Here is a 21,717-nt window from a genome sequence, read left to right as displayed (position 1 = left end):
GGAAACCTGCGAATGATGTTCAGAAATACCCTCCTTCCAACATCCCTTCTGCGTGGCTTGACCATCACTTTGCTGGGGCTGACCCTGACATCCCCCTTCACCCAGGCAGCCGATCCGGTTTCCCTGACCCTGTACAACGGTCAGCACAAGGAAGTCGGCGACGCGGTAGCCAAGGCTTTCGAAGCCAAGACCGGCATCCATGTGAATGTCCGCAAGGGCAGCAGCAATCAACTGGCCAGCCAGGTTGTCGAAGAAGGCGACCGCTCCCCCGCTGATGTGATCTACACCGAAGAATCCCCTCCCCTGAACAAACTCGGCGAGCAGGGCCTGCTGGCCCAGACCGACACCACGACCCTGGCCGTACTGCCCAAGGAATATGTTGCGGGCAACGGCACCTGGATCGGTGTCACCGCGCGCGTACGAGTCGTCGCCTTCAACCCGAAACTGATCGACGAAAAAGACCTGCCCAAGTCGGTGATGGAATTCTCCCAGCCGCAGTGGCAAGGCAAGGTTGGCTTCGTGCCCACCAGTGGCGCCTTCCAGGAACAGGCCGTGGCCATCATCAAGATGCACGGCAGGGATGCTGCCGAAGAATGGCTGACCGGCCTGCGGGCTTTCGGCAAGGTCTACAGCAACAACATGGTGGCTCTCAAAGCCGTGGAAAACGGCGAAGTGGCCACGGTCCTGGTGAACAACTACTACTGGTTTGCCCTGCAACGGGAAAAAGGCCAGCTCGACTCGAAACTGCACTACTTCACGGGCGGCGACGTCGGCGGCCTGATCACCGTGTCCAGCGCAGCCGTACTCAAGTCCAGCAAGCATCCGAAAGAGGCCCAGCAGCTTCTGGCCTACATGGCCAGCGACGAAGGCCAGCGGGTGATTACCCAGACCACGGCCGAGTACCCGCTGCATAAAGGCATGCAGTCCGATCGCGGACTCAAGCCCTTCAATGAACTGGAAGCCCCGAAGGTGACCCCAGCCGATCTCGGCAATGCCGAGGAAGCCCTGGACCTGGAACGTGACGTCGGCCTGAACTGATGAATCCATCGCCATCCGCTTCCGCCTTGCGCACCACCTTCGTGCCGAGGCGCAAGCGGCCTTCGATCTGGCTACTGCTGCCAGTCCTGCTACTGGTCTGCCTGAGCCTGTTGCCACTGTTATATGTCGGCCTCAAGGCCTGGCAGGCCGGCTGGGCTGAAGCCCTGCACCTGCTGTGGCGCCCCTATGTGTTGCGCCTGCTGAGCAATACCCTGCTGCTGATGCTCGGTGTGACCCTTGCCTGCGCCGTGCTCGGCCTGTCCCTGGCCTGGCTGCTGGAACGCAGCGATTTGCCGGGAAGGCGGATCTGGGGCGTGGTGCTGTGCTTGCCCTTCGCCGTACCGGCCTTTGTCAGCAGCTTCACTTGGGTATCCCTGAGCGCCGGGTTCGAAGGACTGGGCGGCGCGATCCTGGTGATGACCCTGTCCAAATACCCGCTGGTGTTCCTGCCGGTGGCGGCCACCCTGCGCAATCTCGACCCCTCCCTGGAGGAGTCGGCGCGGACCCTGGGGCAAAATCGCTGGGGCGTGTTCTTCAAGATAACCCTGCCCTTGCTCTGGCCTTCATTGCTGGCCGGCTCGCTGCTGATTGCCCTGCATATGCTGGTGGAGTTCGGCGCCCTGTCGATCATCGGCCTGCAGACCTTCACCACCGCCATCTACCAGCAATTCGAGCTGGAGTTCAGCAATGCCAACGCCGCCATGCTGTCGGCCGTGTTGTTGGCGCTGTGCCTGCTGCTGCTGGGGCTGGAACTGCGCGTCCGTGGCAAGGGCCGCCATGTACGCACCGGCCAGGGCGCAGCCAGGCACGCCGAACAGGTACGCCTGGGGCGCTGGAGCATCGGCGGACAACTTTACTGCCTGATGCTGGCGCTGATCGGCAGCGGTGTACCCCTGGGCATGCTTGCCTATTGGCTGGCCGTCGGTTCATCGGCAGCCTTCCCCGTCGCGGCAATCAGCGAAGCATTGCTGTCTTCACTGGCCCTGTCCCTGGGCGGCGCCGGCCTGTGCCTGGTGCTGGCAGTGCCGGTGGGCCTGCTGGTGGTGCGCTACAAGGGGCGCCTGGCCATCTGGGCAGAGCGCCTGCCCTATCTGCTGCATGCCCTGCCAGGGCTGGTGATCGCCCTGACCCTGGTGTATTTCGCGCTGCACTATGTGCCGGTGCTGTACCAGACCTCGGCGCTGCTGCTGATTGCCTATGCCCTGCTGTTCCTGCCCCTGGCCCAGGCGCCGATCCGCACCGCGCTGAACAAGGCCGCGCCACAGCTGGAAGAAGCAGCAAGAACCCTCGGCGCATCGTCGTTCAGCGCCTTTTGCCGAGTGACCCTGCCGATCATCTTCCCGGCGCTGGGCGCGGCTTTCGCCCTGGTCTTTCTGGATGCGATGAAGGAACTGACAGCGACCCTGCTGCTCAGCCCAACCGGGCTCAACACCCTGGCCACAGAAGTGTGGGCGCATACGGCGAATGTGGAGTTTGCAGCAGCGGCACCTTATGCGGCGCTGTTGATACTGGTGTCAGGGCTACCGGTCTATCTGCTGACAACGCGGATGTATTTGAGTCGCTGAGAGGTGGCAAGCCGGCTCCTGCAGTAAGGTGGCAGGAGCCAGCTTGCCGGCCAGGCATCAGGCGCGGAACTGACCGAGGCTGGCCTTGAGCTGCGCCGCCAGGCTGTCCAGTACCTTGCCGCTGGCGGTGGTTTCTACCACGGCCTGAGCCGCACGCTCGGCCTGGGCATGGATGGTTTCCACCCGCCCACGCACCGCCTGCGCGCCCTGCGCCTGATGGGCCGCAGCCTGGGTGGCCAGGCCAATCGCGGCGTGCACCTGCTCTACCGAAGACTGCACCGATTGTTGCAGGCGAGCACTGTCGCGCAGCACCAGCAAGCCCTCGCTGGCCTGACGCCCGGCCTGACCGATAGCCGCTACGGCCTCCCGCGCGCCCTGCTGCAGGGCACCGATATGGGCCTGGATATCGCCAGTGGAGCTTTGCGTCTTGCTGGCCAGGGCCCGCACCTCATCCGCCACCACGGCAAATCCGCGCCCGGTCTCGCCGGCGCGCGCGGCCTCGATCGCAGCGTTCAATGCCAGCAGGTTGGTTTGCTCGGCAATGCCATGGATCACCGTCAGCACCACCTCGATCTGCTCGCTCTGCTGGGCCAGGCGCTCGATCACCTTGGCCCCGGTATCCACTTGCCCCGCCAGCGCCTCGATCAGGCTGCCGACCTGCTCGGAGGTGCGGGTAGTCTCGTCCGTCGCCTGACGAATCTCCACCACCTGCTGCAGTGCGGCCTGCATCGCCTGGCTTTCCGCCTGGGCTTCATCGGCCATCTGCGACAACGCCCGCAGGCTCTCTGCCACCTCATCACGCTGCGCTTCGGCTGCGGCATCAGCCCCGGCATTACGCTGGCTCATGGCGCCGATCTCGACGCCTGTGCGCTGGGCCACATCCCCCGCTTCCCGCACGATGGGCTGCAACTTATCCACAAAGCGATTCACCGCCGAGGCCATGTCGCCAATCTCATCATTGCTGTTGAGCGGCACACGCTTGGTCAGGTCACCTTCGCCCGCTGCCAGGTCATTGAGCGCAGCGATCAGCAAATGCAGCTTGCTCACCACGCGACGCCCCAGCACCACTGCCAGCAACAGCAGCAGGGCCAGGCCAACCAGCGCCAGGCCGACGCCGATCTGCCAGCGCAAGGTGGCCGCCGCCTCCTGCACCGTGCTCGCGGTATTGGCCTGCATCTGTGCCGCCGTCCCCTGGGCCGACTGCAAGCGCGAGCGCATGGCCGCCGAGCTGTCGGCAGAAGCTCCCTTGAGGCTGTCGCCAACCAACTGATCGCTGCTGGCAATCAAGGCACTGAAACGCTGATCCAGGGCGGCGATATCGGCCTCCACCGACGCGGTGGAGACTCCCATCAGCACCTTGCCGATTTCCACGCCATTGGGATTGATCGAGGCTTCAAGGTAGTACACCGAAGGATCGTTCTTCGCTGCATCCAGGACTTTGTCCAGCGCCCGGTCGCCCTTGCCCTTTTCCAGCAGCGCCTTGTTGATCGGGTTTTCACGATTCAGGTAGCGGGTCAGGTGCTCTCCCGCCGCATCGTCATAAACCACGAACAACACATTGGGGTTGCGCTGAGCCCGTCGGGCGAACTCGGACAAGGTCGGCACATCACTGTCCCACATGGCGCGAGGCGCCACGGAGGCCAGCAACTGAGCCATGTCATTGGCAGAGTCCTTCAGGTCCTTCTCCAGCGCTGCACGCAGCTGTACCTGTTCTTCCTTGAGACGCGAAGACAGGCCGGCCGTGAGGCGTTGGCGGGTACTGCTGGAAAGACTCTCCAGACTGGAGGTGACTTCTTTGCCCGCCTGCTCGAGCTCGCCAGCCAATTTCTGGCTGTCGCCGCCCAGGCGCGAAGCCAGATCCGCCTCGAGGGCAGTCACTGTGCTCCGAGTCAGGGCAACCGCTACCAGCACTTGCACCAAAAGGGCGATACCGAGAGTAACGAACACAGGCCGTAGTAAACGGCTTTGTAACAGTGAGAGAACGGCCGACACAGGAAATCCCTCTACTTTTGACGCCATTATTCTGATGGCACTCTAGAAGTGGATTTCACAGCAAGGGTCGTGCCGCGTGGCAAGCAGAAACGACAAAGGGCCCGATTAAGGGCCCTTTGTTTTTTACATCAACGACTTATCAAGCGAACGGATGACGCAGAACGATGGTCTCGTTGCGGTCCGGGCCTGTCGAAATAATGTCGATCGGCGCGCCGACCAACTCTTCGATGCGCTTGATGTAGGCCTGGGCCGCGGCAGGCAGCTCTTCCAGGGTCTTGGCACCCAGGGTCGACTCGCTCCAGCCCGGCATCTGCTCGTACACCGGCTCCAGGCCGATGTAGCTGTCGGCGTCGGTTGGCGCGTCGATGACTGCACCATCCTGGTTCTTGTAGCCGACACAGATATTGATGGTTTCCAGGCCGTCCAGAACGTCCAGCTTGGTCAGGCACAGGCCCGAGATGCTGTTGACGTCGATGGCGCGACGCAGGATCACGGCATCGAACCAGCCGCAGCGACGAGCGCGGCCGGTGGTGGCGCCGAACTCATGACCACGCTTGGCCAGGAAAGCGCCGATGTCGTCGAACAGCTCGGTCGGGAACGGGCCCGAGCCCACGCGAGTGGTATAGGCCTTGGTGATGCCCAGGATGTAGTCCAGGTACATCGGACCCACGCCCGAACCGGTGGCGATACCACCAGCAGTGGTGTTGGAGCTGGTGACGTACGGGTAGGTGCCGTGGTCGATGTCCAGCAACGAGCCCTGGGCGCCTTCGAACATGATGTCCTTGCCGGCGCGGCGCAACTGGTGCAGCTCGGCAGTCACGTCGAGCATCATCGGCTTGAGCAGTTCGGCGTATTCCATGCACTCGTCCAGGGTCTTCTGGAAGTCGATGGCCGGCTCTTTGTAGTAATTCACCAGAACGAAGTTGTGGTAGTCCAGCAGCTCGCCCAGCTTGGCGGCGAAACGCTCGCGGTGGAACAGATCGCCGATGCGCAGGCCACGACGTGCAACCTTGTCTTCGTAAGCCGGGCCGATGCCGCGGCCGGTGGTACCGATCTTCTGCTCGCCACGGGCTTTCTCGCGGGCCTGGTCCAGGGCCACGTGATAGGACAGGATCAGTGGGCAGGACGGGCTGATACGCAGGCGCTCGCGCACCGGCACACCCTTCTCTTCCAGCTTGACGATTTCACGCATCAAGGCATCCGGAGCTACCACCACACCGTTACCGATCAGGCACTGCACGCCTTCGCGCAGCACACCGGACGGAATCAGGTGCAGGACGGTCTTCTCACCGTCGATCACCAGGGTGTGACCAGCGTTGTGGCCACCCTGGTAGCGCACTACGGCGGCGGCATGTTCGGTCAGCAGATCAACGATCTTGCCTTTGCCCTCATCACCCCATTGGGTGCCCAGGACTACGACATTCTTACCCATAACACTTGTCCTCATTCGCGCAAACTTGGTGCCGGCAGCCGCCGGCAGGAAAACTCAAGAAGCCAGCGGCAATACTTGCCAAAGCCCATTCTGCTGAATCAATTGCCGGTCGCAGTCCGCTTCACGGGCGGCGGCCAAAGGCTGCCCAGGCAAGGCCTGAACCACACGCTGACCCTCACTGCGCAAGCGGCAGACGGTCTGCCAGAGTGCCGCGTCAGTGTTGTCTGGCATCCAGATACCGCCAGACGGTAGCTCGACTTCAGCACGCCCCAGGGTCACCAGGGTTTTCAAATCGGTGGAGAAACCAGTCGCGGGACGGGCACGCCCGAAATCCGCGCCGATGTCATCGTAGCGCCCGCCCTGGGCGATGGATTGGCCCACGCCTGGAACAAATACCGCGAACACCACACCGGTGTGGTAGTGATAGCCGCGCAACTCGCCAAGGTCGAAATACAGCGGCAAGTCCGGGAACCGCACGGACAGGCGCTCGGCAATGGTCAGCAATTCATCCAGCGCCAGCAGCACAGACGTCGGCGCACCGGCCAGGCGACGGCGGGCATCGCCCAGCACTTCGCGGCTGCCGCACAGGTCCACAAGGGAGCGCAGCATGTCCGCCAGGTCGGCCGGCAGGCCTTCCGTCAGGCTGATGACCTCGTCGATCGCCTTGCGTTGCAGGGCATCGAACAGTTGCTGTTCAACAGCACCGGACAAGCCGGCGGCCTGTGCCAGGCCACGGTAGATGCCAACATGTCCCAGATCCATGTGCACATCGGGCACGTCGGCCAGTTGCAGCATGGCCAGCATCAGGCTGATGACTTCAACGTCGCTGCTCGGGCTGGCATCACCATACAACTCGGCCCCCAGCTGGATCGGGCTGCGCGAGGACGACAAGGCCCGCGGCTGCGCATGCAGCACACTGCCGGCGTAGCACAGGCGGCTCGGCCCTTCGCGGCGCAGGGTGTGGGCATCAATACGCGCCACCTGCGGCGTGATGTCGGCCCGAAACCCCATCTGCCGGCCCGACTGCGGGTCGATGACCTTGAAGGTACGCAGATCCAGATCCTGGCCTGCACCTGTCAACAGGGATTCCAGGTATTCGATATGGGGAGTGACGACGAACTCGTAACCCCAACTCTGAAACAGATCCAACACCTGACGACGCGCCACTTCGATGCGCGCCGCTTCCGGCGGCAATACTTCTTCGATGCCATCTGGCAGCAGCCAGCGGTCTACCGTTGCCATTACGCCATTCCCCTATGGTCCGGGCGGCAAGCCTGGGGCCAGCCTTAGAGTGAAGCAGAAAACAGTCGCATCCGACGCGAGCTCAGCCGGACAGGCAGCCAGAAATCAGCTGTACAGACCATTTTCCTCGAAAAATCTTGCCGGACTCTTGAACGAGCCACGGCCAATCAAAGATGCAGACGCAAAAAAGCCGGGAATTTCCCGGCTGCCGCATCATACACCCGTTTTCCCAAAGGATCACCCCGCGAGGCGTTTTAGCCGCCCGGCGGGGTGCTCCAGGGTCAGGGCCTGATCAAGGCTTGGACTTTTCCAAGTAGTGGAAGAAGTCGCTGCTTGGGTCCAGAACCATGACGTCAGATTTGTTCGCGAAGCTTTCACGGTAGGCACGCAGGCTACGGTAGAACGCGTAGAACTCCTGGTCCTGGCCGTAGGCCTTGGCATAGATCGCCGCTGCCTGGGCATCACCGTCACCGCGAGCCTCTTCAGACTCCCGATAGGCTTCAGCCAACAGCACGCGACGCTGACGATCGGCATCGGCACGGATGCCTTCCGCCAGTTCGTTACCCTTGGCCCGGTGCTCGCGAGCCTCACGCTCACGCTCGGTGCTCATGCGCTCGAACACGCTGCGGTTCACTTCCTTGGGCAGGTCGATGGCCTTGACCCGGACATCGACCACTTCGATACCCAGCTCCTTTTCCGCCATCTTGTTCAGCGACGCCGTGATATCCGCCATCAGCGCGTCACGCTCACCGGAAACCACTTCGTGCAGGGTGCGCTTACCGAACTGGTCACGCAGGCCCGACTCCAGGCGACGGGAAAGACGCTCGTCGGCAATCTGCTTGAGGCCGGAAGTCGCGGTGTAGAAACGCTCGGCATCCTTCACCCGCCACTTGGCGTAGGCATCCACCATCACGGCTTTCTTTTCCAGGGTCAGGAAGCGCTGCGTCGGTGCATCCAGGGTCATCAGGCGTGCGTCGAACTTACGCACCTGGTTCACGTAGGGCACTTTCACATGCAGGCCAGGCTGGACATCCGCCTGAACCACACGACCGAACTGCAGCAACACCGCACGCTCGGTCTGAGCGACGATGTAGAAGCTGTTCCAGGCAACCACCGCCACGACAACGCCCACGATCAGGGCGATCAGCGATTTATTGCTCATCAGCGAGTCTCCCTAGAACGCGTCTGCTGCTGTTGCTGCATATGGTCAGCCGCGGCGCGCGCATTCGCTTCATTGCTGGCCGCCGACGCTGCGCCCGTTACCGGAGCACTGCCGCTACGACCACTGTCGATCATCTTGTCCAGCGGCAGATAGAGCAGATTGTTCTGCCCGCCCTTGCTGCCAGTCACCAACACCTTGCTGGTGTTGCTGAAGACTTCCTGCATGGTGTCCAGGTACAGGCGCTGACGGGTGACCTCAGGAGCCTTGCGGTACTCGGCAACCAGTTTGGTGAAGCGATCTGCCTCACCCTTGGCCCGGGATACCACTTCGTCACGGTAACCGTTGGCATCCTCGAGGATGCGCTGGGCCTGACCACGGGCTTCCGGCACGACGCCGTTGGCATAGGTTTCAGCCTGGTTGCGCGAACGCTGTTCATCTTCACGGGCACGGATCACGTCATCGAAGGCTTCCTGTACTTCACGCGGTGCCGCTGCGCTCTGTACGTTCACCTGGGTCACGGTGATACCGGTGCGATAGTTGTCCAGGAAGCGTTGCAGACGCTCCTTGATCTCACTGGCCATCAATTCACGACCTTCGGTCAGCACCTGGTCCATGGCGGTGGAACCCACCACGTGGCGCAGGGCGCTGTCGGTCGCATGCTGCAGGCTGATTTCCGGCTGATCGACGTTCAGCACGAAATCCTGCAGGTTGCTGATCTTGTACTGCACGGTCAGCGGCACTTCGACGATGTTCTCGTCCTCGGTGAGCATCTGGCCCTGCTTGGTGTAGGCACGCTCGCGCGTGACGTTTTCCATGTACTTGCGATCGATCGGCGGGAAGTAGATGTTCAGACCCGGGCCGACGGTTTCGTAGTATTTGCCGAAGCGCAGCACTACGGCCTGCTCCTGCTCGTCTACTACATACACCGCGCTGTACAGCCACACGGCAGCCAGCACGACAAGACCGATACCCAGCAGGCCGAAACCACCGCCCTTGCCGGAACTACCGCCGTCATCACCACGTTTCTTACCACCACCGAACAACCCATTCAGGCTTTCCTGCAGCTTACGGAAGGCCTCGTCGAGATCTGGTGGCCCCTTGCGATCGCCATTATTGCGGCGCTTACCACCCCAAGGGTCCTGATTATTCGAGTTGCCACCCGGCTCATTCCAAGCCATAGCGCTCTCCATCTGATAAAGCAAAGACGCACCCACGGCGCGCCGACCAATGCTACAGAATGCCTGCTACAGCGGCACAACCGCTTGCCCAGGCTTTTATTGCAAAGTGTGTTGCTCGATGAATTCCGACGGCTGCATGCCTTCGCGACTGACCAGCCGGTTCAACTCGGCCCGTGGCAGGCGAACGGCAAGCAGGCTGACACCTTCGTCGTCGTGATCTTCTTTCTGCACAGCGTTCAACTGGAAAAACTGTGCTCGCAGTCGAGCAAAACGCTGAGGCAAGCGCAAGGTGCCTACAAACAAATCTTCACCCAGCAACTCGGCGATGGCCTGCTTGAGCAGATCCAGCCCCTGGCCATCACGGGCCGACAGCCAGACCCGCTGCGGCTTGCCGTCAGGGTCGCGCTGGATCTGCGGCTCCACACCCTCGAGCAAATCGAGTTTGTTATAGACCTCCAGGATCGGCAAGTCTTGAGCCCCGATCTCCCCCAGCACCACCATCACCTGCTCGATCTGCGCCATGCGCTCGGGCTCATGGGCATCGATCACATGCAGCAGCAAATCGGAGTTGCTCGATTCTTCGAGGGTAGCCCGAAACGCCTCCACCAACTTGTGCGGCAAGTGGCGAATGAACCCCACGGTATCGGCCAGCACAATCGGCCCCAGGTCATCCAGCTCAAGCCGGCGCAGGGTGGGGTCGAGGGTGGCGAACAATTGGTCGGCAGCGAAAACATCGGACGCAGTGACCGCATTGAACAGCGTGGACTTGCCGGCGTTGGTGTAGCCCACCAGGGACACTGAAGGGATATCCGCACGCTTGCGGCCACGACGGGCCTGCTCACGCTGGCTGCGAACCTTCTCCAGGCGCGCCTTGATCTGCCGCAGACGCACTCGCAACAGGCGCCGGTCGGTTTCCAGCTGGGTTTCACCGGGCCCGCGCAGACCGATACCGCCTTTCTGCCGTTCAAGGTGAGTCCAGCCACGAACCAGACGGGTGCTCATGTGCTCAAGCTGGGCCAGTTCAACCTGGAGCTTGCCTTCATGGGTGCGCGCGCGCTGAGCGAAGATATCGAGAATCAGACCCGTGCGGTCGATCACGCGACACTCGAATACACGTTCGAGGTTACGTTCCTGACTGGGTGTGAGGATGTGATTGAAAATCACCAGGTCTACCTGTTCGGCTTTGACCAGGTCGCGTAACTCCTCGACCTTGCCGCTGCCAACCAGGTATTTGGCGGTTGGCCGATGACGCGGCACGCTAACAAACGCGACGGTCTCGGCGCCGGCCGATAATGCCAGCTCCTGAAACTCCTGCGGATCTTCGCGCGCCTCAGGGTCCTGACCATCCAAGTGAACGAGAATGGCCCGTTCACCACCACCGTGGCGCTCAAAGAACAAAGGAGACTCCTATCAGGCGTTACCTGGCTCAGCGTCACCCTGTTCGGATTCGGAAGCGCTAGGCAGGCGAATCGGGCGAACTGGAACCACTGTCGAGATAGCGTGCTTGTAAACCATTTGGCTGACGGTGTTCTTCAGCAGGATGACGAACTGGTCGAAAGACTCGATCGTACCTTGCAGCTTGATCCCGTTGACCAGATAGATGGAAACCCCAACCTTCTCTTTACGCAATGTATTCAAGTAAGGGTCTTGTAGCGAATGCCCTTTTGACATGTGCCGCACTCCTTTAAGGATCAATAATAAAAATCAGAAAACAGATGGCCAAAGCCGTCACACCCCCAAGGATAGACGGCAATTGCAAGGACTCAGCTCAATATGGAGATCGTCCCCAAGTATTTCAAGGCGCGTGGCAGATTGTCGCAATCCAGGCTGTCCAACCATTGCAGGTCAGCCCAACTACGTAACCAGGTGAACTGGCGTTTCGCCAATTGGCGCGTGGCAATGATGCCCCGCTCCTGCATTTCGGCTGACGTCAGCTTGCCATCCAGATGATCCCAGACTTGGCGGTAGCCCACTGCACGTATAGACGGCAACCCGGCATGCAGGTCACTTCTGGAACGCAGAGCTACGACCTCGTCAATGAATCCCTGTTCCAACATTTGTGTGAATCTTTGTGCAATACGCTGGTGCAGTACCTGGCGATTCGCCGGAGCGATGGCCAGATTGGCGACAGTATAGGGCAATTGACTGCGTCCCGATGCGCCTGCTTCAGTACTTTGCGCCAATTGACGCTGGCGATGGGCGGTCATTGTCAGGCCACTGACCCGATAGACCTCAAGCGCCCGGGTCAGACGCTGGGGGTCGTTGGGGTGGATCCGCGCCGCCGACTCGGGGTCCACCGCCGCCAGCTGGTCGTGCAGGGCCTGCCAGCCAAGACGTGCAGCCTCCTCCTCCAGCTCGGCACGTACCTGCGGATCCGCCGCGGGCATGTCCGCCAGGCCTTCAAGCAGCGCCTTGTAATACAGCATGGTGCCGCCCACCAACAGCGGGATCTTGCCCCGGGCGGTGATATCGGCCATGGCCGCCAGCGCATCGGTACGGAAATCCGCCGCCGAGTAGCTCTCGGCAGGGTCGAGAATATCGATCAGGCGATGGGGAAACTGCGCCAGCAGTTCCCTGGAAGGCTTCGCGGTGCCAATGTCCATGCCGCGGTAGACCAGCGCCGAGTCGACACTGATCAGCTCGCAAGGCAGCACCTTGGTCAGTTCGATGGCCAGATCGGTCTTGCCCGCAGCGGTCGGGCCCATCAGGAAAATCGCTGGAGGAAGCTGGGTCATCAACGGCCGCGCAGAAAGAGTTTGTCCAGATCGTCCAGGCCCATTTGGGTCCAGGTCGGTCGACCGTGGTTGCATTGGCCACTGCGCTCGGTGTTTTCCATGTCCCGCAGCAAGGCGTTCATTTCCGGCAGGGCCAGGCGTCGATTGGCGCGGATCGCGCCGTGGCAGGCCATGGTGCCGAGCAGCTCATTGAGGTGGGCCTGGATCCGGTCACTGGTGCCGTACTCCATCAGGTCCGCCAGTACGTCGTGCACCAGGCGATTGGCTTCCGCCTGCTTCAACAATGCCGGGATCTGGCGGATCGCCAGGGATTCCGGGCCCAGGCGCTGCAGCTCGAAGCCCAGGCGCTGAAACCAGCTCATGTGTTCTTCAGCGCAATCGGCCTCACGCTGGCTGACGGCAATCGACTCCGGCACCAGCAGCGGCTGGCCGCTCAGGCCTTCGCTGGCCATGGCCACCTTCAAGCGCTCGTACATGATCCGCTCGTGAGCCGCGTGCATGTCCACCAGCACCAGACCCAGGGCGTTTTCCGCCAGGATGTAGATCCCCTTGAGCTGGGCCAGGGCATAGCCCAGGGGCGGAATGTCCTCCTGGCCGTCCGGCAAGGCCGCCGCCGGCGCCCCCGGCAACGGGGCAAAGAACTCGCGGTAAACGCCCTGGCTCTCGGCGGCCGGCAACACTGGCTGTGGCCGTGGCGTGTACTGATATTGATAGCCACTGCCGGCTCCCGCGCCCGGCGCATTGAAGTTCGGCTGGGATTGGGGCTGCTCCAGAGCCAGGTTCGCGGCCAGGCGCATCTCACCCTGAGGCCCGAACTCACCGGCCTCGATACCTGTCGGGCGCACGATGCCGGCGACCGCCGCCGGCGCCGCCAACTGATCCTCGGGCCGCACATCACCCAGGGCCCGGTGCAAGGTGCCATAAAGGAAGTCGTGCACCATGCGCCCGTCACGGAAACGCACTTCGTGCTTGGTCGGGTGCACGTTGACGTCGACCACCGACGGGTCGACTTCGAAAAACAGAACAAAGGTCGGGTGTCGACCGTTGAACAGAACATCGCGATAAGCCTGGCGTACCGCGTGAGCCACCAGCTTGTCCCGTACTGCGCGACCGTTGACGTAGAAGTACTGCAGGTCCGCCTGGCTGCGGGAGAAGGTCGGCAAGCCCACCCAGCCCCACAGATGCAAGCCGTTGCGCTCGACCTCGATGGGCAACGCCTGCTCCAGGAAGCCCGAACCGCACACCGCTGCCACACGACGGGCACGAGCGGCGTCGTCCTTGGCCTCGTGCAGGCTGAGGATGCTCTTGCCGTTGTGCCGCAAGTGGAAGGCCACGTCGAAACGCGCCAGGGCCAGGCGCTTGATCACTTCCTGCAGGTGATCAAACTCGGTCTTTTCCGCCTTGAGGAACTTGCGTCGTGCCGGCGTATTGAAGAACAGATCGCGAACTTCCACCGAAGTGCCTACCGGGTGCGCCGCCGGCTGCACCCTTGGTGCCATGTCCCGGCCTTCGGTTTCCACCTGCCAGGCCTGCTCGGCATCCCGGGTACGGGACGTGAGGGTCAGGCGCGCCACGGAGCTGATGGAAGCCAGGGCCTCGCCGCGAAACCCCAGGCTCATCACCCGCTCCAGGTCTTCAAGGTCGCGGATCTTGCTGGTGGCGTGCCGGGCCAGGGCCAGCGGCAAGTCGTCCGAGGAAATACCGCTACCGTCGTCACGTACCCGCAGCAGCTTGACCCCGGCCTGCTCCACATCCACATCGATGCGCTTGGCGCCGGAGTCCAGGCTGTTTTCCAACAGCTCCTTGATCACCGAAGCCGGGCGCTCGACCACCTCGCCCGCGGCAATCTGGTTGGCCAGGCGCGGGCTGAGCAGCTCGATGCGCGCGCTACTGATTACCGATTCACTCATTCCTTGGCCGCCAGTTCTGTACCGGGGATGGTCAACACCTGCCCCACTTTCAATTCATCGCTTTTCAGGTTGTTGGCACTGCGTAGCGTGGCCGCGGAGACCTGATAGCGCACGGCGATCATGGCCAGGGTTTCCCCCGGATTGACCCGGTGATCACGCGGCCCCTGGGCGATCTTCCCGGAATCGCGCAGCCAGGCAATATAGGTGCCCGGTGGCGGGTTCTGCTGGAAGAACTGCCGCACGCCGCTGCTGATGGAGCGCGCCAGGGCCTGCTGATGGCTGGCGGTGGCCAGCTTCGAGGCCTCGTTGGAGTTGGAGATAAAGCCGGTTTCCACCAGGATCGACGGAATATCCGGGGATTTGAGCACCATGAACCCGGCCTGCTCCACCCGCTGCTTATGCAACGGAGTCACCCGGCCAATGTTGTTCAGGACTTTCTGCCCGACATTCAGACTGGAGGTCAGGGACGCTGTCATCGACAGGTCCAGCAGCACCCCGGCCAGCATCCGGTCCTTGTCATCCAGGCTGACGTTGCCAGCCCCCCCGATCAGGTCGGAACGGTTCTCGCTGTCCGCCAGCCAGCGCGCGGTTTCCGACGTGGCACCACGTTCAGACAAGGCAAACACCGATGCGCCAAAGGCCGCGGCCGAAGGCGCAGCGTCGGCGTGGATCGAGACGAACAGGTCGGCGCCCTTCTTGCGGGCGATCTCGGTACGACCGCGCAATGGAATGAAGTAGTCGCCAGTACGGGTCAATTCGGCGCGGAAACCCTTGAGGCCATTGACCTGACGCTGCAATTCGCGAGCAATGGCCAGCACCACGTCTTTTTCATGCTGCCCGCGGGAGCCGGAGGCACCCGGGTCTTCGCCGCCGTGGCCGGCATCGATCACCACAATGATGTCGCGCTTGCCCGCCGGGGCTGGCGGCAGCTTGATCGCCGGCTCCGCCGGAGTGACGGGCACTGCTGGGACAGTGGCCACAGTAGGTGGCAGCGCAGCAGGTGGCGCGGCGTCAGCCGGGTTGTCGAACAGATCGACCACCAGGCGATTGCCGTACTGAGCGTTGGGCGCCAGGGTGAAACTCTTCGGCGTGACGGCCTTTTTCAGGTCGATGACCACCCGCAGGTCACTGGGCGTGCGCTGTGCCGAGCGCATGGCGGTAATCGGTGTATTGGCCGTGGCGACGTTCAGCGGACCGCCAAGGGTCGCGCCATTGATATCGATCACCAGACGATCCGGGGCCGTCAGGGTAAAGACGCTGTGCTGAACCGGGCCGGACAGGTCGAATACCAGTCGCGTGTTATCCGGTGCCCGCCACAGGCGGACGCTGCGAACCTGTGTAGCGGCCACAGCATCGACGGCCAATGCCGTAAGCAACAGTCCTACGACAGCAACCAACGCGCGAATGCGCATACCTAACCCCATCAATTATTTGAATTCCAACGCCAAAGCGGCACACCAGGACTCGCCACGCGAGCCTTGAGACAACAGATGCACAGAACGCCCATTGTTATGCGGGGTAATGGTAATGGTCAGGTCAGGCTTTGGCAAAAAGCCTGCACCACGCTGGGGCCACTCCAGCAGGCACAGAGCATCGCCCTCGAAGTAGTCGCGAATCCCCAGGAACTCCAGCTCCTCAGGATCCACCAGGCGGTACAGGTCGAAGTGGAAAGCCCGCACCGAGCCGATCTCGTACGGTTCGACCAGGGTAAAGGTCGGGCTCTTCACTGCCCCCGCGTGCCCCAGGCCACGGATGATCCCTCGCGACAAGGTGGTTTTGCCCGCTCCCAGGTCGCCCTCGAGGAAGATCACCCCCACGCCTTGGGTCACCTGGGCAATACGTGCACCAAATTCCACCATGGCCTGTTCGTCGGCCAGAAAAAGGGTTAACTCAGACACGGTGATTGTTCCTCCAACAACTGACGAATGGCTGGAATCAGATCACTGGCCGCCAGCCCTCGGCCCAATTTGCCTTGCTGCTCGCCCGCGCTGGCATGCAGCCAGACCGCCAGGCAGGCGGCATCGAATGCCGACAAGCCTTGCGCCAGCAAGGCGCCGATCAGGCCGGCCAGCACATCACCCAAGCCTGCCGTGGCCATCGCCGGATGCCCGGCGTCACAGCGGGCCAGCCGCCCATCGGCAGTGGCGATCAGGCTACCGGCCCCCTTGAGCACCGCAACCGCTGCGTATTTTTTGCTCAACGCCAGGGCCGCTGCAGGGCGATCCGCCTGCACCTCGGCGCTGGAGATACCCAGCAGCCGCGCCGCCTCTCCCGGATGGGGAGTGATGACACTCGCGGCAGGCAGTTGCAGCCCGCCCTCGGCCAGCAGGTTCAAGGCATCGGCATCCCACACCTGGGGCAACGGCGCATTGGCCGCCGCCGACAGCAGACTGCGCCCCCAGGCGCCCTGCCCCAACCCCGGCCCGACCACCAGCACCGTGGCCCGAGCCAGCAACCCCATCAACTGGTTGGCCGAATGAGTGCCCTGGGTCATGACCTCAGGCAAGCGCGCCGCAGCGGCAGCCACATGCTCACTGCGGGTCGCCAGGGACACCAGCCCCGCGCCACTGCGCAAGGCACTTTCCGCACTCAGCAGGGCGGCGCCGGCAAAACCTCGATCGCCTCCAATCAGCAACAGGTGGCCGAACTGGCCCTTGTGGGCATCGCGAAGTCGTCCATTCAGATGCGGCAAATGGCCAGAAGTCAGCACCTGAACGTCAGGTAGAGGGTGTTTTGTCTGCGGCATGCGTCTTCGAGCTCCGATGTCTGGCAGAATTATACGCACCTCAGCCCCGGTTTCTCTCGCCTCATGCCCGCTATTACCCAGGATCTTCCCGCTCTCGCCCAATCGATCAAGGACTGGGGCCGCGAACTGGGCTTTCAACAAGTCGGCATCAGCGGCCTGGACCTGGCCGAGCATGAGCAGCACCTGGAACGCTGGCTCGCCGCCGGCTACCACGGCGAGATGGAATACATGGGCGCCCACGGCAGCAAACGCTCCCATCCCGACCAGTTGGTGCCTGGCACCCTGCGGGTGGTTTCGCTGCGCATGGACTACCTGCCCGGCGACACCCAGATGGCCCAGCGCCTGGCCCAGCCTTCCAAGGCCTATGTTTCGCGCTATGCCCTGGGGCGCGATTATCACAAGCTGATCCGCAAGCGCGTACAGCAACTGGCCGAGCGCATCCAGCAAGCCATCGGCCCCTTTGGCTACCGCGCCTTCGTCGATAGCGCTCCGGTGCTGGAAAAAGCCATCGCCGAACAGGCCGGGCTCGGCTGGATCGGCAAGAACACCCTGGTGCTGAATCGCAAAGCCGGCAGCTACTTCTTCCTCAGTGAACTGTTCGTCGACCTGCCCCTGCCGGTGGACGCGCCCCACGCCACGGAGCACTGCGGCCGCTGCACCGCCTGCCTGGACATCTGCCCGACCAACGCCTTCGTCGGCCCCTATGTGCTGGATGCCCGACGCTGCATTTCCTACCTGACCATCGAGCTCAAAAGCGCCATCCCCGAAGACCTGCGCCCGCTGATCGGCAACCGGGTATTCGGCTGCGATGACTGCCAGATCGTCTGCCCCTGGAATCGCTTCGCCCGCTCAACGGCCGAGGGCGACTTCAAGCCCCGGCACAACCTGGACAATGCCGAACTGGCAGAGCTGTTCATGTGGGACGAGGACAAATTCCTCAGCAATACCGAAGGTTCACCCTTGCGCCGCGCCGGCTACGAGCGCTGGCTACGCAACCTGGCGGTGGGCCTGGGCAACGCACCCTCTAGCATTCCGGTGCTGGAAGCCCTCAAGGCCCGCCAGGACTACCCCTCGGAACTGGTTCGCGAACATGTGCAATGGGCCCTGGACCAGCACGCCAACCGTCAGTGTTCGTCGTTGTAGACGAACTTGGGCATTTCCCAGTGAAAACGGATCGCCAGCAGGCGCAATAGAAAGCCGCCGAACAGGGTGACCAGGATCGACTGCTCGCTGGGCAGTTGCAGGTAGATGCACAGCATGTAGCACCAGGCCGCGGCGAAGGACACGCTGGCGTACAGCTCGCGGCGAAAGATCAGCGGGATATCGTTGCAGAAGATGTCCCTGAGGATGCCGCCAAAGACCCCGGTGATCACCCCGCTGACTGAAGCCACCAGCATGCCGTGGCCCATTTCCAGGGCAGTCATGCAGCCGATCAGGGTAAAGGCCACCAGGCCCACGGCGTCGAGCACCAGAAACAGCGAGCGCAGGTGACGCATCAAGGGCGCGATGAAGATCGTCACCAACGCCGCCACCGACGTCAGCACCAGGTATTCCGGGTGCTTGACCCAGGTCAGCGGGTAGTGGCCCAGCAGCACATCACGCACCGAACCGCCGCCGAGTGCGGTGACGCAGGCAATCAGCACCACACCGAACCAGTCCATGCCGCGCCGGCCGGCAGACAGGGCGCCGGTCATGGCTTCGGCGGTAATGGCAATCAGATAAAGCATCAACAGCATGATGGCGGTCCTTGCAGGAAGGCGCGCAGTCTACTCAGTTGAAGCGGGCACCAAAAGGGGGCGGGTACGGGCGCCGAGTCGCAGCGGGCGCCCGTTCGCCGGCAAGCCGGCGCCTGCGGGTCAGAACTTGATGAAGTGCTTGCGGTAGTGCTGGAGCTCGGCGATGGACTCGCGAATATCGTCCAGGGCCAGGTGGGTGCTGCCTTTCTTGAAGCTGTCGCGCACGTCCGGCGCCCAGCGGGCGGCCAGTTCCTTGAGGGTCGAGACGTCCAGGTTGCGGTAGTGGAAGTAGCTTTCCAGAGCCTTCATGTGGCGGTACAGGAAGCGCCGGTCCTGGCAGATGCTGTTGCCGCAGATCGGCGATTTGCCCTTGGGTACCCACTGCTCCAGGAAGGCAATGGTCTGGGCTTCTGCTTCGGCCATGCTGATGCGGCTTTCGCGAACCCGCTGGGTCAGACCGGAACCGCCGTGCTGGCGGGTGTTCCATTCATCCATGCCGGCGAGGATCTCGTCGCTCTGGTGGATGGCAATGACCGGTCCTTCAGCCAAGGTGTTGAGGTTGCTGTCAGTGACAATGGTGGCCATCTCGATGATGACGTCGGTGTCAGGGTTCAGACCGGTCATTTCCAGGTCGATCCAAATCAGGTTCTGCGGGTTTTGCATGGGTGGGCTCCTCGGCGTAGTTGCGCAGTTTAGCCTAGAGGGCCTGCCCGGCGTGCTAAACTCGCCGCCGTTTTACCTATCCGCCGTAATTATCGACACGGAACACCAATGGCCAAACGCCAGCTCAATCGCCGCCAAAACTGGCGCATCGAAAAGATCCAGGGTGAGCGCGCCGCCCGCGCCGCCAAACGCGAGTCCTCTGCCGTCGAGGCGCTGGAAGGTGGCGACCTGGGCCCGGAACAGACCGGCCTGGTCATCGCCCACTTCGGCGTCCAGGTCGAAGTCGAGGCTCGCGAAGGCGAAACGGCCGGCCAGGTGTTCCGCTGCTACCTGCGGGCCAACCTGCCGGCCCTGGTGACCGGCGACCAGGTGGTCTGGCGCGCCGGCAACCAGGGCATCGGGGTGATCGTCGCGCAACTGCCGCGCAGCACCGAGCTGTGCCGCCCGGACAGCCGCGGCCAACTCAAGCCGGTGGCCGCCAACGTCGACATGATCGTGATCGTGTTTGCGCCCATGCCAGAGCCCCACGCCAACCTGATCGACCGCTACCTGGTAGCCGCCGAGCATGCTGGAATCCGGCCGTTGCTGCTGCTGAACAAGGCCGACCTGATCGATGAGCAGAACGCCCCTGCGCTCAACGCCCTGCTCGCGGTCTACCGCCAGCTGGGCTACCCGCTGCTGGAGGTCTCGGCTCATCACGGCGACGGCATGGAGCAGTTGCAAGCCCTGCTGGACGGGCGCATCAGTGTATTCGTCGGCCAGTCGGGGGTGGGCAAGTCGTCCCTGGTCAACAGCCTGCTGCCGGAAGTCGAAACCCGCGTCGGCCCGCTGTCGGAGTTCTCCGGCCAGGGCACTCACACCACCACGACCGCGCGCCTGTTCCACTTCCCCGGTGGCGGTGAGCTGATCGACTCCCCCGGTATCCGTGAGTTCGGCCTCGGCCATGTCAGCCGCGCCGATGTCGAGGCCGGGTTCATCGAGTTCAATGACTTGCTGGGCACCTGCCGCTTCCGCGATTGCAAGCACGATCGCGAGCCGGGCTGTGCCTTGCTCAAGGCCCTGGAAGACGGGCGCATCCAGCAGCAACGGATGAACAGCTACCGCTCGATCCTCGTCAGCCTGCCAGACAACAGTTACTGATTGACCTGACCCAGATACGACAAGGCCGCGATCTTCGCGGCCTTGTCGTTTGTCACTTCGCCGTGCCCGGCGTAGCGGGCGGCGTCACCGGAGCAGTGGGAGCTGGAGCCGGAGCCGGAGCCGGAGCCGGAGCCGGAGCGGAAGACTGGCCCGCCGCACCCTGCTCGTCCATCTTCAGCACACCGTCCTCGAAGATATTCATACGTTGACGCACCTCGTGCGCCGGCAGCGGTTCGCTACCGGGCGGCAAGGCATTCGGGTCGGCTGCCGCCCCCGGTACTTCACCGGGCGCACCGCTACCCTGGGTCGGTACCGGAGCATTGGGATCGGTCTGCTCACCCTCGATGGCACGCTGGGCCTTCTTGGTCAGCACGACGATATCGATGCGCCGGTTGACCGGGTTGAACGGGTCCTTGCGATCGAATAGAGCCGACGAAGCAAAGCCCACCACACGCGCGACTTGCGGATCAGGATAACCACCCGCCACCAGCGCCCGACGCGCAGCGTTGGCCCGGTTGGCCGACAGTTCCCAGTTGCCGAAGTCGCCAGTGCCCGAATAGGGCTTGGCGTCGGTGTGACCGCTGATGCTGATCTTGTTCGGCACGGTCTTGATGGTGTCGGCCATGGCCAGCAGGATGTCTTCGAAATACGGCTTCAGACGTGCACTGCCAGAGTCGAACATCGGCCGGTTCTCGGCGTCCATGATCTGGATCCGCAAGCCGTCCGGGGTGATCTCGAAGAGGATCTGGTCCTTGAACTTCTGCAGTTGCGGGTTTTCTTCAACCTTGTTTTGCAACTCTTGCAACAGCAACTCGAGACGCTCGCGCTCGACCTGCTCGGCCATGCCCTCCACCTGGTCGGCATCCACCGTGACCTTGTCCGGTTGTGGCTGGGACTTGATCTCGGGGTTGAGGGTGTTGTCCGGCGCCAGCTCAGGGGAGCCGCCCAGGTCGATGATGTAGGGCGTACCGCTTTCCGAGAAGCCGATCGGATCCTTGAAGTAACCGGCGATGGCGATCTTCTGTTCCGGGGTGGCCGTGGACAGCAGCCACAACACCAGGAAGAACGCCATCATCGCCGTGGCGAAGTCGGCGAAGGCGATTTTCCAGGCGCCCCCGTGATGTCCGCCAGCGAAGCGCTTGACGCGCTTGATGATAATCGGCTGATTATTTTCCATG

General features: G+C 62.7%; 19 protein-coding genes. 4 read left to right on the top strand and 15 right to left on the bottom strand.

Annotation, left to right across the window (positions count from 1 at the left end; translation table 11 throughout):
• Positions 1–12 precede the first annotated feature (12 nt).
• Positions 13–1,038 carry an extracellular solute-binding protein gene (locus BM382_RS22265; protein WP_072443916.1) on the top strand — a complete coding sequence of 342 codons (1,026 nt, stop codon included), beginning with the start codon at positions 13–15 and terminating at the stop codon, positions 1,036–1,038.
• Positions 1,038–2,603: an ABC transporter permease gene (locus BM382_RS22260; protein WP_011058945.1), complete on the top strand. Its 1,566-nt coding sequence runs from the start codon at positions 1,038–1,040 to the stop codon at positions 2,601–2,603. The genes BM382_RS22265 and BM382_RS22260 overlap by 1 nt, the downstream gene beginning before the upstream one ends.
• Positions 2,604–2,660: 57 nt before the next feature.
• Here BM382_RS22260 and BM382_RS22255 read toward each other — a convergent pair whose 3' ends face one another.
• From BM382_RS22255 to BM382_RS22200, 12 genes are all read right to left on the bottom strand, one after another.
• Positions 2,661–4,595, bottom strand: coding sequence for a methyl-accepting chemotaxis protein (locus tag BM382_RS22255; protein WP_011058944.1), 1,935 nt, complete (start codon positions 4,593–4,595; stop codon positions 2,661–2,663).
• Positions 4,596–4,734: 139 nt separating this feature from the next.
• Complete coding sequence (locus BM382_RS22250; protein ID WP_011058943.1) at positions 4,735–6,027, bottom strand: adenylosuccinate synthase; 1,293 nt, start codon at positions 6,025–6,027, stop codon at positions 4,735–4,737.
• A 54-nt stretch (positions 6,028–6,081) separates the two neighbouring features.
• Positions 6,082–7,269: an ATP phosphoribosyltransferase regulatory subunit gene (locus BM382_RS22245; protein WP_011058942.1), complete on the bottom strand. Its 1,188-nt coding sequence runs from the start codon at positions 7,267–7,269 to the stop codon at positions 6,082–6,084.
• Positions 7,270–7,561: 292 nt separating this feature from the next.
• Complete coding sequence (gene hflC, locus BM382_RS22240) at positions 7,562–8,431, bottom strand: protease modulator HflC (RefSeq protein WP_011058941.1); 870 nt, start codon at positions 8,429–8,431, stop codon at positions 7,562–7,564.
• Positions 8,431–9,609, bottom strand: coding sequence for an FtsH protease activity modulator HflK (gene hflK / locus BM382_RS22235; protein ID WP_011058940.1), 1,179 nt, complete (start codon positions 9,607–9,609; stop codon positions 8,431–8,433). Before hflK ends, hflC begins: the two co-directional genes overlap by 1 nt.
• A 96-nt stretch (positions 9,610–9,705) precedes the next feature.
• Entirely contained in the window at positions 9,706–11,007 is a 1,302-nt protein-coding gene (gene hflX, locus BM382_RS22230) for a ribosome rescue GTPase HflX (protein WP_011058939.1), read from the bottom strand.
• A gap of 12 nt (positions 11,008–11,019) precedes the next feature.
• Complete coding sequence (hfq, locus tag BM382_RS22225; protein WP_007921378.1) at positions 11,020–11,280, bottom strand: RNA chaperone Hfq; 261 nt, start codon at positions 11,278–11,280, stop codon at positions 11,020–11,022.
• Positions 11,281–11,372: 92 nt separating this feature from the next.
• The gene (gene miaA / locus BM382_RS22220; protein ID WP_011058938.1) at positions 11,373–12,344 is read right to left on the bottom strand and encodes a tRNA (adenosine(37)-N6)-dimethylallyltransferase MiaA; all 972 of its coding nucleotides are present in this window, start codon (positions 12,342–12,344) and stop codon (positions 11,373–11,375) included.
• A complete protein-coding gene (gene mutL, locus BM382_RS22215; protein WP_015633938.1) occupies positions 12,344–14,254 on the bottom strand; it encodes a DNA mismatch repair endonuclease MutL in 1,911 nt (636 codons plus the stop codon). The genes miaA and mutL overlap by 1 nt, the downstream gene beginning before the upstream one ends.
• The gene (locus BM382_RS22210) at positions 14,251–15,678 is read right to left on the bottom strand and encodes an N-acetylmuramoyl-L-alanine amidase (protein WP_204840250.1); all 1,428 of its coding nucleotides are present in this window, start codon (positions 15,676–15,678) and stop codon (positions 14,251–14,253) included. Before BM382_RS22210 ends, mutL begins: the two co-directional genes overlap by 4 nt.
• A 3-nt stretch (positions 15,679–15,681) precedes the next feature.
• Positions 15,682–16,152, bottom strand: a complete 471-nt coding sequence (gene tsaE, locus BM382_RS22205; protein ID WP_015633937.1) for a tRNA (adenosine(37)-N6)-threonylcarbamoyltransferase complex ATPase subunit type 1 TsaE — start codon at positions 16,150–16,152, stop codon at positions 15,682–15,684.
• Complete coding sequence (locus BM382_RS22200; protein WP_072443912.1) at positions 16,140–17,000, bottom strand: NAD(P)H-hydrate dehydratase; 861 nt, start codon at positions 16,998–17,000, stop codon at positions 16,140–16,142. The genes tsaE and BM382_RS22200 overlap by 13 nt, the downstream gene beginning before the upstream one ends.
• Positions 17,001–17,063: 63 nt before the next feature.
• On the opposite strand from BM382_RS22200, the gene queG reads away from it, so the two are divergent.
• Positions 17,064–18,143 carry a tRNA epoxyqueuosine(34) reductase QueG gene (gene queG / locus BM382_RS22195; protein WP_011058933.1) on the top strand — a complete coding sequence of 360 codons (1,080 nt, stop codon included), beginning with the start codon at positions 17,064–17,066 and terminating at the stop codon, positions 18,141–18,143.
• On the opposite strand, the gene BM382_RS22190 is transcribed toward queG, so the two are convergent.
• Positions 18,125–18,739, bottom strand: coding sequence for a trimeric intracellular cation channel family protein (locus BM382_RS22190; RefSeq protein ID WP_169893104.1), 615 nt, complete (start codon positions 18,737–18,739; stop codon positions 18,125–18,127). The genes queG and BM382_RS22190 overlap by 19 nt on opposite strands.
• A gap of 117 nt (positions 18,740–18,856) precedes the next feature.
• The gene (gene orn / locus BM382_RS22185) at positions 18,857–19,399 is read right to left on the bottom strand and encodes an oligoribonuclease (protein ID WP_011058931.1); all 543 of its coding nucleotides are present in this window, start codon (positions 19,397–19,399) and stop codon (positions 18,857–18,859) included.
• A 108-nt stretch (positions 19,400–19,507) separates the two neighbouring features.
• Between orn and rsgA the strand changes: the two genes are divergently transcribed.
• Positions 19,508–20,539, top strand: coding sequence for a small ribosomal subunit biogenesis GTPase RsgA (gene rsgA / locus BM382_RS22180; RefSeq protein ID WP_072443910.1), 1,032 nt, complete (start codon positions 19,508–19,510; stop codon positions 20,537–20,539).
• Between the two features lie 52 nt (positions 20,540–20,591).
• On the opposite strand, the gene motB is transcribed toward rsgA, so the two are convergent.
• Complete coding sequence (gene motB, locus BM382_RS22175; protein ID WP_019095692.1) at positions 20,592–21,716, bottom strand: flagellar motor protein MotB; 1,125 nt, start codon at positions 21,714–21,716, stop codon at positions 20,592–20,594.
• Between the last annotated feature and the right edge of the window lies 1 nt (position 21,717).

This window comes from Pseudomonas sp. NFPP25, from assembly GCF_900116505.1.
Lineage (GTDB): Bacteria > Pseudomonadota > Gammaproteobacteria > Pseudomonadales > Pseudomonadaceae > Aquipseudomonas > Aquipseudomonas protegens.
The sequence above is the reverse complement of the archived record's forward strand: the minus strand, read 5'-3'. Positions and strand labels throughout refer to the sequence as shown.